Below are 12,395 nucleotides of genomic sequence, written 5' to 3'. Positions count from 1 at the left end.
GGACTCCGTCCTGCTGACGGGAAGGGTGGCCCGCGCTCTGTCCATAGGATGAGCGCCGGGAGGATGTCACTCTTGCCGACTTTGGTGTTCGCGCCAAAACTGTTCTGCAAAAGCCACCGTCGGGTGGAGAGGGGCACGGGGTTTGCTGCGCAGGGGCATGTTGGCTTCTTCAGGGGTGCGGTTGCCCTTGCGTTGATTGCAGCGTTCGCAAGCCGTCACCACATTGTCCCAACTGTGGGATCCCCCTTTGGAGAGGGGCACGACATGATCCAAGGTCAGATTGTGGGTGCTGCCACAATACTGGCAGGTGTGGTGATCCCGCCGCAAAACCTCCCGCCGATTCACAGGGGGCACGCGCCAAGCGCGCTCTTTGCCCTTGATGGTCAGGCGAATATGTTCGGGCACTTCAATGACCTGGCTGGGGGAGCGCACCTTCCACACCGGCACATGCATCATCGAGAGCGGTTCGGCTTTGCCTGTTAGCAGCAGCACGATTGCCCGCTTGATATTGACCCGGCTGATGGGCAAATAGTTTTGGGAAAAGACAACGATCGACTGTTCCAGAAGGTGGGTAGCGGCAGTCATGGCTCAGCTCTTCCTTTTGCCGCCATTCTCCTGAGGAATCTGCCGAATGGCAAGCTTTTCCCCACCGCCATCGACACCGGCAGCGCTCAGACATTCAAGAGTTTCTTACGATCGCGAGCCAGACAGATGGGCTAGTATCCGGGTGATGGTTGGATCCCGTACCGCCCATGACTTACCCGCTGCACGTCGCCCTGGTTTGGCACCAACACCAACCCCTCTACAAAAGTCCGGTGGCGGGTAAATATCGCATGCCTTGGGTGCGCCTACACGGGATCAAAGATTACCTGGACTTGGTCTTGCTGCTGGAGCGCTATCCCCGCTTGCACCAAACGATTAACCTGGTGCCCTCCCTGATTCTACAGATCGAAGAGTATGTGGCCGGCTCGGCTTTTGATCCTTACCTGGAACTGACCCTATCCCCTGTCGAAAAGCTCGGCCCCGATCAACTGCGCTTTGTGGTCGAGCGTTTTTTCGACAGCCACTACCCCACCATGATCGAGCCCTACCCCCGTTACCGGCAGCTCTACAACCAACGGGAATCTCAGGGGGTGAACTGGTGTCTGCAGTACTGGACTCCGCAGGACTTCGGGGATCTGCTGGCCTGGCACAACCTGTCTTGGTTTGATCCTCTCTTTCAGGAGGATCCTGAGATTGAGGGCTGGATCAAAATGGGATCCGGTTTTACCCTGGCGGATCGGCAGCGGATCTACGCCAAGCAACAACAGATCCTCGGCGCCATCTTGCCCCAGCACGCCAAACTGCAGAGCAACGGCCAACTGGAGCTGACCACCAGCCCCTATACCCACCCCATCTTGCCCCTGTTGGTGAGCGAGCGCTCGGCACGGGTGGCTCGGCCAGGGTTGCCTTTGCCTCGCTACCCCTTTCACTGGGAGCAGGATGTCCACAGCCAACTGGAGCGGGCTAAGCAGATCTATCGGGAGCGCTTTGGCCGCGAGCCGCGGGGCCTGTGGCCTTCCGAGCAATCCGTAAGCCCTGCCATTGTGCCGATTGTGCAAAAACAGGGCTTTGAGTGGATCATCTCCGACGAAGGGGTTTTGGGGTGGAGCCTGGGTCAACCGTTTCACCGCGATGGGCAGGGCCACATTCTGGAGCCGGAGAAGCTCTACCGCCCCTACCGCCTGGAAACCGAGCGGGGGGATCTGGCCATCGTCTTTCGGGATCACCGCCTTTCGGATTTGATCGGCTTCAGCTACAGCGCCATGCCCGCCGATGCTGCCGCCAAAGATCTCATCGGCCATCTGGAGAGCATCCGCAACCGCCTGCCCCAGGAGCAGCCCTGGCTGGTGACCATCGCTCTGGATGGGGAAAACTGCTGGGAGTACTACCCCCAAGATGGCCGGCCCTTCTTGGAAAACCTCTATACCCGCCTCAGCCAGCACCCGGCGCTGCGCTTGGTGACGGTCTCCGAGTTTCTGGATCAGTTTCCTCCCACTGAGTTTTTGCCGGCAGAGCAGCTGCACAGTGGCTCCTGGATCGAGGCGGACTTCACCACCTGGATTGGGGATCCCGTCAAAAACCGCGCTTGGGAGCTCTTGGCTCAGGCCCGCCAGGTGATTCAGGATCATCCCCGCGCCAATCCCCAAGCCTGGGAAGCCCTCTGGGCCGCCGAGGGATCCGATTGGTTCTGGTGGTTTGGGGCAGGCCACTCCTCCGCCCATGATGCCGTTTTCGACCAGTTGTTTCGGGAGCACCTGCAGGCGCTCTACACTGCTTTGGGAGAGGCGGTGCCGACCGTGCTGCAATTTCCCCTGGAGGATCATGACGGCCTAGGGGATCGCCTGCCGCAGGGGTTCATCCACCCGGCCATCAACGGTCGTCCGGCAGAACGGGAGTGGAGCCAAGCCGGGCGGGTGGAGATTGGAGCGGCCCGAGGCACCATGCACCGCAACAGCATTGTTCGTCGCCTCTGGTACGGGTTCGATCACTTCAACCTCTATCTGCGGCTGGATTTTAACTCGGTGGTGCAGCGGCCCAGGCAATTGCTGGTGCTGTGGTTCTATCCCAACCGTGTCACCGTCAACAGCCCCATTCCCCTGCAGGGATTGCCGGCAGAAGCCCCTCTCAACTACCACTACCGCCACCTGTTGCGGTTGTCACTGCCGCCTCCCGGCACCGGCCAGCATCCGGCGGAGGTGCAAGCTCAGCTCTTGCAAGCAGGGGAGTACCACACCTGGCACGCCATCGGCCATCAAGTGAAGGCGGTGGTGGATGCCTGTTTGGAGGTGGCCATCCCCTGGAGCAATTTGGGCGCCCAGCCGGGTCAGGAGCTGCAATTTGTCATCCTGGCTGCCGATGGCGAGACCTTTCAGGAAGGGATCCCGCCCAAGGCCACCATTGCCCTGCGCAGACCCTGAGAGTGATGACCAGCAGAGCTTCAAGTTATGTCGCGCGATCTCTATCCCCCCATCGAGCCCTACGATCAAGGCTTTCTGGCGGTTTCCTCCCTCCACACCCTGTACTACGAGCAGTGCGGCAACCCGGCAGGCAAGCCGGTGGTGTTTTTGCACGGGGGGCCTGGAGGCGGGATCGATCCCATCTACCGGCAGTATTTCGATCCCAGCCGCTGGCGGGTGGTGCTGTTCGATCAGCGGGGCTGCGGGAAAAGTCGCCCCTATGCCGAGCTGCGGGAGAACACCACCTGGGATCTGGTGGCGGATATCGAGAAGTTGCGCCAGCATCTGGGCATTGATCGCTGGTTTGTGTTCGGGGGCAGCTGGGGCAGTGCCCTTGCCCTGGCCTATGGGCAAACCCACCCCCAATCCTGCCTAGGGTTTGTCTTGCGGGGCATTTTTCTCTTGCGCCCTTTTGAGCTCCGCTGGTTTTACCAGTCGGGGGCCGGCTACTTTTTCCCCGACGCTTGGGAACATTACCTGGAGCCGATCCCTCCCGAAGAGCGGGATGACCTGCTGGCAGCCTACCACCGCCGCCTAAACGACCCAGATCCCCAGGTACGGCTGAGGGCAGCTCGCGCCTGGTCCGTCTGGGAGGCCAGCACCAGCAAGTTGATCCCCAGCCCAGAGCTCATCGAGCGCTTTGGTCGGGGAGAGTTTGCCGAGGCCTTTGCCCGCATTGAGTGCCATTACTTTGTCCACGGCGGTTTTTTGGATCCGGAGGATCAGCTCCTCAGGGGGGTGGGACGGCTGCGGCATCTGCCGGCGGTGATCGTCCAGGGGCGCTACGACGTGGTGTGCCCGCCCATCTCTGCTTGGGAGCTGCATCAGGCTTGGCCAGAAGCAGAGTTTCGGATGATCCCCGATGCTGGCCATTCCATCACCGAGCCCGGAATCCGCACCGCCCTCCTGGAAGCCACCGATCGCTTTGCCGGTTTGTGAGCCCCGCCGAGCCAACCCAGTGCTGCCAGGGATCCCAAGACCTTGAAGAATTGCTACAGGAAGGCCGGCAAAACCTTGGGATCCAGCCCAGAAGCACGGCCAAGCCTATCGACAGTTGGCGATTTTGGGTTTATCACTGAGGGAGGGGCGGTGCAAGCTGCCCACACCTGGCTGGTGCATCCACCCAAGTGCTTCGCGGATTCAAGCTCATTTCTACTTCACCGTTTCCAGGGTCGAACCATGCAGAAACCAACCCATCTGTTCAAGCTTGCCCTAGCCCTGCCCATCTCCTTCTTGCTGGCAGATGCAGTTGTGGCCTACCCCTGCGGCTCGGTTGGGGGTGAAGCTTACAATCCCTACAGCTCCACGGTTCAGGTCAGCAGCGACGCCAACAGCTTCGGGGTCCAGTGGTCGCCTGCCTCCTATGCTGTCGGCAACGGCTTCATTGGAGTTGCCATTGAAACGGTGAACGGCGAGCAAGCCCAGAGCGCCATCAGCCGTCGTCTGTTCGGCCCCGCACTTCGAGTTCAGGGGGTGCAGGTGGTCGGCTTGCTCCAGGATGGTCCTGCTCAACGAGCCGGTCTGGCCCAGGGCGATATTTTGATTGGCGTGGATGGGCAGCGGGTCACCTCCGTGCAACATGTGCAGCAGATCATCCAAAATACCCCGGTAGGCCAATCGGTGCCGATTACCTTCCGCCGTGGTGAGCAGGTGCTGTCAACGGTGGTTGTGGTGGGGGATGGCCGGGTGTTGCGCCCCTTGATGCTGCAGCAGCAGTGAGCCTTGTCGGGATCCCTACCCGGAGCTCTCTGTGAATGCCAATTGGAGTTCGGGATGGGCTGTCTGGGCAGTTTGCGGCCTCAACGGCTTGCTGTTTTTGGCCCTGGTTGCTCTCATTCCTGTCATTTTGAAGCTGCGCTCGGCTCTTGGGGTCACAGAGCAGGCCATGGCCGATTGGCGAGAAGCAGCTCAACAGGCCTTGGCTCCCACTCCCGCTGAGTTGCTGCGTCTGCGGGATCGTCTGCGCGAGAATCGCCATACCCTTGCCCGCTGGCAACGTCGTTTGCAGTTCTGGCAAGGGATCCGCAGGGTGGCCGTTTGGCTGGGGCGTAGGCTTTGAGGGATATGGATAGCAACTATCCTGTCTCCAATCCCATCCGGTTGCAGGTCATGGCCAACGCTCTGGCGGGGATTGCCGAAGAGATGGGGGCGCGCCTCATCCGCGGTTCATACTCGGCCAACATCAAGGAACGGCGGGATTGCTCCACAGCTCTGTTTGACGCGCAAGGGGCCTGTATTGCCCAGGCAGCCCACATCCCGGTACATCTGGGAGCCCTCTCGGAGGCGGTGCGGGCGGTGGTGGCAGCCAACCCGCGACCCGGAGATGTGTTTCTCCTCAACGATCCCTACCAGGGGGGATCCCATCTGCCGGACGTTACGGTGGTCGCGGCCATTCCCGGCTGGAGGGATCCCGACCGGATTTGCGCCTATGCTGTGAACCGTGCTCATCACGCTGATATTGGAGGGATGCGCCCTGGCTCCATGCCCGCCGACTCCACAGAACTTTGGCAAGAGGGGCTGGTGATCCCGCCGGTACGGCTGGCTGGGCTCTCTCTAGAAGGAGAGTTGTACTGGCAGGAGGATCTGCTGCGCCTAATCCTGGCCAATGTGCGCAATGCCGAGCAGCGGCGGGGGGATCTGCAGGCCCAGGTGGGGGCCAGCGCAGTGGGGATGAGCCGGTTTCGGGAGTTGCTGGCCCGCTTTGGAGAAGAGGAAGCTTGGCAGTTGATCGCAGGGGTCATCGAGTACAGCCGCCGGCGGATGCGGGCGCAAATTCAGGCTCTGCCCGATGGGATCTACACGGCTGAGGATTGGTTGGAGGGCTACGGGGATCCGCCCGCGCCCCTTGAGATTCGGGTGCAGGTGGAAGTAGAGGGCGAGAAGCTGCGGGTGGACTTCACCGGCACTGCTCCGGCCATGGCGGGAAACCTGAACGCGCCCCTGGCCGTCACCCGCTCGGCGGTGTTGTTTGCCCTGCGCTGTCTGTTGGATCCCACGGCCCCCAGCAATGTCGGCTTGGAGGATCCCATCGAGATCGTGGCGCCGCCCGGCTGCTTGGTGAATGCCCAGTTTCCGGCAGCAGTGGTGGCGGGCAATGTGGAAACCTCGCAGCGCATTGCCGATGTGGTGTTCAAAGCTCTGGCTCCCGTGGCCGGATTGCGGAGCATCGCTCAGGGGCAGGGCACCATGAACAACTGTGTGCTGGGCAACCGCCACTTCACCTACTACGAAACCCTGGGAGGTGGTCAGGGGGCCAGCCGGCAACGACCGGGTTTGGACGGAGTGCATGTGGGCATGAGCAATACCCTCAACACCCCCATCGAGGCTCTGGAGCTGGAGTATCCCCTGCGGGTACTGCGCTACGAGCTACGCCAGGATTCCGGCGGCCATGGCCAACAGCGGGGCGGCTGGGGGCTAATCCGCTCCATCCAGACTTTGCAGGATTGCACCCTCTCCCTGCTCACCGAGCGGCGCCACTATGCCCCCCAAGGAGAACAGGGAGGCGGGCCAGGCCAAGTGGGGATCAACCTCCTCAACGGGGATCCCCTACCCGGCAAAATCAGCCGACCCCTAAAAGCGGGCGATGTAATCACCCTCTACACGCCCGGCGGCGGAGCTTGGGGCTCAAGCGAGGATGAGCAGGCTCCCGAACCCAGGTAGCGCAGGTGGTCAAGAAACAACTGCTCGCAGCGGCGGATCACCTCATCGCGATTGGCGAAGTGCTCCAGCCTTTGCACTTCTTGACCTTTCTCAAACAAAATTAGGGTTGGCAAAGAGCGCACCCGATAGCGGCGCGGCAGCCAAAAATTGTCGTCTACATTCACCCGCAGTACTTTGACCGCACCTCCCCACTCGGCTACGAGACGGTCGGTAATCGGCTGAATGAAGCGACACAGGCCACACCAAGGGGCGCCGAAATCCACCAAAACCAACCCATCACTTGTCAAAAGTTCTTGATTAAAAGCATCTAAAGCAACTTGCAAGGCCATCACTCCCAAACTAAAGAAGTTCTTTGGGATCATGCTACCAGGCAACTTGGCTGGCTGCAGAAACCATTTGTGGATGGAAGGCGTAAAGAATCACTACAAAGCTGAACACCCCCAGATAGGCCCAGCGAAAAAACTCTTGGGGGCGCAGTTGCTGTCGCTTCTGCAGAATGGCCAAGCCGGGGATCACGGAGGTGCGCGCCTTGAGATCGCGGAAGGCCTGCCCGTATTTCCGCTCCAGGCGGTGATCCCCGTGCCAAACCGCAAACAGGTGGTAGGCAATGAGCCCAAGCGAGGTCACCGCCATAAAGCTGGAGCCAATCCAAAGGGTATGGGCTACACACCAGATCACCTGGCCCACCATTTGCGGATGACGGGTGATGCGGATGATCCCGGTTTCAAACAGGTGGATCTCCGGCTTGCGAATGGCGGCGATCTCCAGCAAGTTGAAGGTGGCCGGATACAAAAAGAAAAAAGAGAGGGCAGACAAAAGAGCAACGGTGGTGCGAATGCCCGGGACGGCTTGGAGATCCCAGAGAATCACCCCGTCGTAGCGGTGGTTGAAAAAATAGATGAGCAACAGCGGTGCCAAACTGAGGCTCACCAGAGCAAAGAAGATGCGGTACAGACGGGATCCCAGCCGGCTTTCCCCCCAGGGTCGCAAGTAGGCCAGTCCGCTGTGAGCACAGGCAAACCCCAAGATCAGGGCCAGCATTGTCCAATGGGATCCGTACTGGCCCAGCTTCTGCAGAAAGTCGCTGAAGGGGGTGAACAGCATCTTTTGGGTGACTCCTCTGGTGTTGCTGTGGCTTATGCTTAAAAGTAAGTTACATTAGGTTCCCCATGCTCAAAACTTTTTTTCTGCGTCTTGTCAGCCTGCTCCTGTCTGTAGCCCTTTTGCTGGGCTCAGCGAGCTCAGTTGCTCAGGCTGCCCGTCTCACCGGCAAGTATTACGAAGACAGCATGACCCTGATCCAAACCCTACGCACCGTCCTTTCAGAAGGGGATCCCCTGATGAACCCGGAAGAGGCGCGAGCGGAAGCCATGCAAGCCATCCAGGAGTTTTCTGGGCGCTACCACGGCCATCGCTACGATAAGCTGCAGTCTTTTACCACTTTGCGCACGGTGTTTAACACGCTGGCCTCCCAGTACCGCACTTCCAGTCGACCTCTCAACCCCGAAAAGGTGGAGCGGGTGCTGATGCAACTGGATCGGGCCGAATTGGCCCTGCGCCGAGAAGGTTGAGCTTTTTTAGATCTCCGAGATCCAAATCACAGGCAAATCTCCTCGCTGTGGCCAAACTGTTCCCAGTCCCCGGAAGCCAGCATCTCCTCAGATGTCTTTTGTCAGATGTCTTTTGGAACCTGAAGGGGAAGAGTAAGGCTTTCTTGCTCATTTCGATTTTCGATTGAGGACTTGGGAGGTCGTGATGGTCAAAAATCGTTGGGCTTTGATCCCGCTGCTGCTGATGGTTGGGGCTGTTGCTTCTCACCCAGCTTGGCTCCTGTCTCTCCCAGCCCAAGGACAGGTTGTTGGGGCTGCCGAGGAGGGATCCCCGGGCCCCTTTTTTGCAACGGATGGCCTGGCCCTGCGGGGCTATGACCCGGTGGCTTATTTCATCGACGGCAAGCCGGTCAAGGGATCCCCAGAGTATGAATGGGAGTGGGGAGGGGTAACCTGGAGGTTTGCCAGCGCCGACAATCGAGAGCGGTTTCGCAACAACCCAGAGCGCTTTGCCCCCCAGTACGGCGGGTTTTGTGCCTGGGCCGTGGCCCACAACTACCTTTACCCGGTGGATCCCTTTGCCTGGAAAATCGTCGATGACAAGCTATACCTGAACGCCAACCGGCGGGTACAGCGCAACTGGGAGCGCGACATCCCCGGGTTGATCGAGAAGGCAGATGCCAACTGGCCGGGTCTGCGAAGCCGCTAAACCCAAGCCCCCCTGCTCTGAGATTCACTGTGCAAGGCGCAGGGTTACCTTGATGCCAACCCGGTAGAGTCCACTTTCACAGAGTTCCAGCTGGCCTCCCATTTCTCTCAGGAGCCGCTCGCTTACCCGCCAGACGGCACAGCCCTCTGTTTGAATGGGCACATGGCATCGCCCCTCAAGGTTCCACCCCAGGCACAGTCGCCCCTCTTCTTCTGCGGTGGGATAGGGGTGCAAAGCCATCGAACCGTAGCGTAGGGTGCGGATGCCCCAGCGACACACTCCCAGCAGCGCCTGCACCAAGCCGTGGGGATCCGCCCAAACGGTGAGGCTATCGGGGAGAAGGGGCACCTCAGAGGCTGGGGCTGGTTGTAGAACCGGCCATTCGTAGCGAATGCCCTGATCCTGGGCCTGTAGGCGAGTTAGGCTGTACACATCCTGCAGGAGGGGGCGTAGTCGGGTCGGTTCCGGTCGCAGAGGTTGGATGGGCAGGTCATGGCGAGCCAGGCGGGTGTATTCCTCAAGCAGCTTGATCAGGCGCTCCACCGCCTCTTTGGCACTTTGAAGGTATTCCCGCTCCTCTTCGGGGGAATCACACAGATCTGACAGCACCAACTGCAGGGATCCCATCTGGCTGCTGAGGGGATTGCGCAGCTCATGGCCGATGCTGACGAGCAACTCTTGTTGAAAGGCCCGCATCACCTCAGAGCGTTCAAAAGCAAATTGCCAATCCACAGCCTCTTGCTTGTCGGCAGAGGCAGCCTGCTGGGGGAGTGGATCGGGTTTGGCTGCAGGCAAGGGTTTCCTCAAGAGGTGCTCCGAAGGAAAGACGGGGGATCCCGTCGAGGTTCAGATCCTTGGGTTTGGATCTTTGAGTTTTGGACAGCGAGGACTACGTCCCGCTGAGGCAATCGGGCTGCGGCAATACCCTGTCTTATGGGATCCTACCCTTTTCTATCCGACGAAGTGGGCGCTGACCACCCGTTCAACCCCGGCCAGATCTCGGTGAACTTGGATCTGCCGATAGCAGCCTCTAGCTTGCAACTGCTCCGCCACCCAAGGGGCTTGGCCTCGCATCACTTCCACCGCCCAAAAGGAGTTCGGGGCCAAGTAATCCGGTGCTGCTTGAATCAACAGCCGCAAGTGGGCTAGGCCATCTTCTCCGCCATCCAGAGCCTGTCGTGGCTCGTGCAGTCGCACCTCTGGCATGAGCGAGGCCAGCTCAGCAGAGGGAATGTAGGGAGGGTTGGAAACCAGGCCGCGCAGCCGTCCTCGCCAGGGATCCAAAGGTACAAACCAGGATCCCAGCAGCAAGTTCACCCGCTCCTGCAGATGGTGGGCTACCACATTGTCTGCCGCAACAGCCAATGCCTCTGGGCTGGAATCCACGGCCAGAAGCCGCAACTGGGGATGGTGATGGGCCAACGCAATGGCAATCGCCCCGCTGCCTGTACCCAGGTCGGCAAAACAGGATCCCGGCGGCAGAGGATTGGCCTGTAGCCAAAGGGAAGCCTGCTCCACCAGCAGCTCGGTCTCCGGGCGTGGGATCAGCACCGCCGGCGTCACCCGCAAGCTCAAGCCCGCCCACTCAACTTTGCCCAACAGGTACTGTAGGGGGATGCGCTCTTCCACCCTTTGCCGCCAAAGGGCCTGCACCTCCTCCAGGGGATCCCCCTCCCCAGCCGGAGCGCGACCCATCAACCGCTCCAATGGCCCCCACCCCAGCCGTTCTTTGAGCAAAATCTCCACTTCCTCGGCAGGGATCCCAGCCGCTTTTGCCGCCCTCAGGGCTTGGGCACGCCACTCTGTTAACCGCTTCACCAGAGCAGACGGGGATCCCATCAGGGGCTTAGGTTAACGCTGAGGCTGGGGACTTGCAGAAGGATTGGCAGGCCGGGCCAGGGATTGGATATACTCCAGCGCCGAGCGAGAGGGGATAAAGGCAATTTTCTGCACATCGGCCTGCGCGTCGGGGGCCAGCATACGCTCTACCACAATGGCCAGCGAGGTCACTTCAATCTGGGTTTTCCCAACCACATCCGGGTTCTGCGCCGCCGCCCGATCCAAAGCCCTCCGCAAATCGTTGCGGTCGAAGAAGAAGGGCACCACCTCATGGCCATCCTGCTCGATGGTCAGCAGCCCCTCTCCGGAGCGGCCATAGAACAGAGGCACACCAATCGCTTCTGCAGGCACATCTTGACCGGTTTCCTTCAGCACCTGCTTGGCTGCTTCCACATCAGAAGCCCGAGGCACCACCTCAAAATACAGGTCACTATTCTTGGCGCGCTCCTCTTCCGATTTTTCGTAGGCATACCCCAGCGAGAGAGGCACCACCCGGGCTTGACTGGCTATCTCGGGGTTGCTGGCTTTCACCTGCTCCAACATTTGTTGGGCCTGGGCCTGATCCAGCCAGAAGGAAACCACTTGGATGGTGCGGCCATCCCGCTCCACATTGGCGACAACGGGGGTGCCGTTCTGAGACACAATGGCAAAAACAGGCACCAGATTTAGCCGCTCCGCCACCTCTTGCCGGCTCATGGGGCCTGCCGCAGCCTGAGCCAGTAGAGCACTCTCCTGAGCCCAAACAGGAGTCACAGCCAAACCCCCCCAAGCTGTTCCGATCAGGATCCCGGCTACGCCGCCCACCTGAGCTGCACAGCGGCAGAGGGAGCGCACAGGCGATACTACATTACAACGCGTCATTCTCATCTCAACTCCCGGCATCGCGCCTTGTTCTGGTTGCTATGGGGTCAGCTTCCTAAGTACTAACCAACAGCCTGGGGCAAATCAAAAGCTGCCTAGATTAAACCCGCTCAACAGGGCTTAGGCTAGCGATGCGGCACACTCTCAGCCTTAGGATCCCGGTTGGCCATCGCTGACAACACCCCGGCACACCTATCTTGAAGAGCGCTCTTGGGCCACCCTAGAAGCCAAGGTTAGAACATCTGCTCGACCTCTGTCGAGGGGCAAAGCCCCTATTTTGGGTGGGGATCCCGCATCACCCAATACTATATACGGAGTCGCATACAACTGATCCACGCTAGATGCAGATCCCTCCGAGGGTTGTGTACCCAGCTCTCCCATAAAACGCTGCCTATTCCAGCCTTGTTCGGCGGTGTCCTGATGTAGCCGCGCAAACGTGGCAGCTGCTGTTAACTTTTGTTAAGGTAGGGGTGCGAACCCACAGCTGTAGGGAGCATTGAGTCATGGCTAAGATCTTCACCGCTGAATTCAACCAATTTGAGACCATCAACGCTACTCAGGCCTGGTCTTTGTTTTTCACCATCAGCGCTTCCGATCGGCTGCTGGGTGACAACCCGGCTGTTGGCCGCTACCTAACGTTGGCTTTGTTCAGCGCCGTCCTCACCGGGATCCTGAATGTGCTGGTGGCTTCTTAGCTTATGGGGGTGTGGGGGTAGCTAAGCCCCGTACTGTACGTAGGGTCAGTGCCGGGATACAGATACCCCCACATGGTGTATG

The 12,395-nt window shown here is 59.9% G+C and carries 14 protein-coding genes; 8 read left to right on the top strand and 6 right to left on the bottom strand.

The features are described 5' to 3' along the window. Positions 1–66: 66 nt before the first annotated feature. On the bottom strand, positions 67–585 hold the full coding sequence (locus tag NW843_RS07530; protein WP_414331697.1) for an HNH endonuclease: 519 nt from the start codon (positions 583–585) through the stop codon (positions 67–69). A gap of 167 nt (positions 586–752) precedes the next feature. Here NW843_RS07530 and NW843_RS07525 point away from each other — a divergent pair, with 167 nt between their 5' ends. The 5 genes from NW843_RS07525 (at position 753) to NW843_RS07505 (ending at position 6,659) form a co-directional block, all read left to right on the top strand. Next, positions 753–2,960, top strand: a complete 2,208-nt coding sequence (locus tag NW843_RS07525) for a glycoside hydrolase (RefSeq protein WP_414522565.1) — start codon at positions 753–755, stop codon at positions 2,958–2,960. 27 nt (positions 2,961–2,987) lie between these two features. Next, the gene (gene pip / locus NW843_RS07520; RefSeq protein ID WP_414329348.1) at positions 2,988–3,938 is read left to right on the top strand and encodes a prolyl aminopeptidase; all 951 of its coding nucleotides are present in this window, start codon (positions 2,988–2,990) and stop codon (positions 3,936–3,938) included. Positions 3,939–4,178: 240 nt separating this feature from the next. After that, positions 4,179–4,718: a PDZ domain-containing protein gene (locus tag NW843_RS07515; RefSeq protein ID WP_414522564.1), complete on the top strand. Its 540-nt coding sequence runs from the start codon at positions 4,179–4,181 to the stop codon at positions 4,716–4,718. Positions 4,719–4,749: 31 nt separating this feature from the next. Continuing rightward, entirely contained in the window at positions 4,750–5,058 is a 309-nt protein-coding gene (locus NW843_RS07510) for a hypothetical protein (protein ID WP_414329349.1), read from the top strand. Between the two features lie 5 nt (positions 5,059–5,063). Next, positions 5,064–6,659, top strand: a complete 1,596-nt coding sequence (locus NW843_RS07505) for a hydantoinase B/oxoprolinase family protein (protein WP_414522563.1) — start codon at positions 5,064–5,066, stop codon at positions 6,657–6,659. On the opposite strand, the gene NW843_RS07500 is transcribed toward NW843_RS07505, so the two are convergent. Both NW843_RS07500 and NW843_RS07495 read right to left on the bottom strand, forming a co-directional pair. Beyond that, positions 6,596–6,988 (bottom strand): thioredoxin family protein, encoded by a 393-nt coding sequence (locus tag NW843_RS07500; protein ID WP_414406841.1) that lies wholly within the window; start codon positions 6,986–6,988, stop codon positions 6,596–6,598. The genes NW843_RS07505 and NW843_RS07500 overlap by 64 nt on opposite strands. A 34-nt stretch (positions 6,989–7,022) precedes the next feature. After that, positions 7,023–7,763 carry an NnrU family protein gene (locus NW843_RS07495; RefSeq protein ID WP_414522562.1) on the bottom strand — a complete coding sequence of 247 codons (741 nt, stop codon included), beginning with the start codon at positions 7,761–7,763 and terminating at the stop codon, positions 7,023–7,025. 65 nt (positions 7,764–7,828) lie between these two features. On the opposite strand from NW843_RS07495, the gene psb27 reads away from it, so the two are divergent. Next, positions 7,829–8,230 carry a photosystem II protein Psb27 gene (gene psb27 / locus NW843_RS07490; RefSeq protein ID WP_414350230.1) on the top strand — a complete coding sequence of 134 codons (402 nt, stop codon included), beginning with the start codon at positions 7,829–7,831 and terminating at the stop codon, positions 8,228–8,230. A gap of 223 nt (positions 8,231–8,453) precedes the next feature. Then, a complete protein-coding gene (locus NW843_RS07485; RefSeq protein WP_414522566.1) occupies positions 8,454–8,918 on the top strand; it encodes a YHS domain-containing (seleno)protein in 465 nt (154 codons plus the stop codon). Between the two features lie 24 nt (positions 8,919–8,942). On the opposite strand, the gene NW843_RS07480 is transcribed toward NW843_RS07485, so the two are convergent. From NW843_RS07480 to NW843_RS07470, 3 genes are all read right to left on the bottom strand, one after another. Further along, complete coding sequence (locus tag NW843_RS07480) at positions 8,943–9,713, bottom strand: sensor histidine kinase (protein WP_414522561.1); 771 nt, start codon at positions 9,711–9,713, stop codon at positions 8,943–8,945. A 156-nt stretch (positions 9,714–9,869) separates the two neighbouring features. Then, positions 9,870–10,757, bottom strand: a complete 888-nt coding sequence (gene prmC, locus NW843_RS07475; RefSeq protein WP_414522560.1) for a peptide chain release factor N(5)-glutamine methyltransferase — start codon at positions 10,755–10,757, stop codon at positions 9,870–9,872. 12 nt (positions 10,758–10,769) lie between these two features. Continuing rightward, on the bottom strand, positions 10,770–11,618 hold the full coding sequence (locus NW843_RS07470; protein WP_414522559.1) for a Tic22 family protein: 849 nt from the start codon (positions 11,616–11,618) through the stop codon (positions 10,770–10,772). A gap of 503 nt (positions 11,619–12,121) precedes the next feature. Between NW843_RS07470 and NW843_RS07465 the strand changes: the two genes are divergently transcribed. Continuing rightward, entirely contained in the window at positions 12,122–12,313 is a 192-nt protein-coding gene (locus NW843_RS07465) for a hypothetical protein (RefSeq protein WP_011432601.1), read from the top strand. Positions 12,314–12,395: the final 82 nt, after the last annotated feature.

It is taken from the genome of Synechococcus sp. R5-12 (assembly GCF_047502655.1).
Lineage (GTDB): Bacteria > Cyanobacteriota > Cyanobacteriia > Thermostichales > Thermostichaceae > Thermostichus.
Note: the sequence above shows the minus strand (reverse complement) of the source record. Positions and strands in the feature narration are given on the sequence as shown.

Bases quoted from the DNA above. Each gene is read 5' to 3' on its own strand.
- pip (WP_414329348.1), top strand. From the start codon at position 2,988: ATGTCGCGCGATCTCTATCCCCCCATCGAGCCCTACGATCAAGGCTTT.
- NW843_RS07470 (WP_414522559.1), bottom strand. From the start codon at position 11,618: ATGACGCGTTGTAATGTAGTATCGCCTGTGCGCTCCCTCTGCCGCTGT.
- psb27 (WP_414350230.1), top strand. From the start codon at position 7,829: ATGCTCAAAACTTTTTTTCTGCGTCTTGTCAGCCTGCTCCTGTCTGTA.
- NW843_RS07465 (WP_011432601.1), top strand. From the start codon at position 12,122: ATGGCTAAGATCTTCACCGCTGAATTCAACCAATTTGAGACCATCAAC.
- NW843_RS07485 (WP_414522566.1), top strand. From the start codon at position 8,454: ATGGTTGGGGCTGTTGCTTCTCACCCAGCTTGGCTCCTGTCTCTCCCA.
- NW843_RS07495 (WP_414522562.1), bottom strand. From the start codon at position 7,763: ATGCTGTTCACCCCCTTCAGCGACTTTCTGCAGAAGCTGGGCCAGTAC.
- NW843_RS07505 (WP_414522563.1), top strand. From the start codon at position 5,064: ATGGATAGCAACTATCCTGTCTCCAATCCCATCCGGTTGCAGGTCATG.
- NW843_RS07500 (WP_414406841.1), bottom strand. From the start codon at position 6,988: ATGGCCTTGCAAGTTGCTTTAGATGCTTTTAATCAAGAACTTTTGACA.
- NW843_RS07515 (WP_414522564.1), top strand. From the start codon at position 4,179: ATGCAGAAACCAACCCATCTGTTCAAGCTTGCCCTAGCCCTGCCCATC.
- NW843_RS07525 (WP_414522565.1), top strand. From the start codon at position 753: ATGACTTACCCGCTGCACGTCGCCCTGGTTTGGCACCAACACCAACCC.
- prmC (WP_414522560.1), bottom strand. From the start codon at position 10,757: ATGGGATCCCCGTCTGCTCTGGTGAAGCGGTTAACAGAGTGGCGTGCC.
- NW843_RS07530 (WP_414331697.1), bottom strand. From the start codon at position 585: ATGACTGCCGCTACCCACCTTCTGGAACAGTCGATCGTTGTCTTTTCC.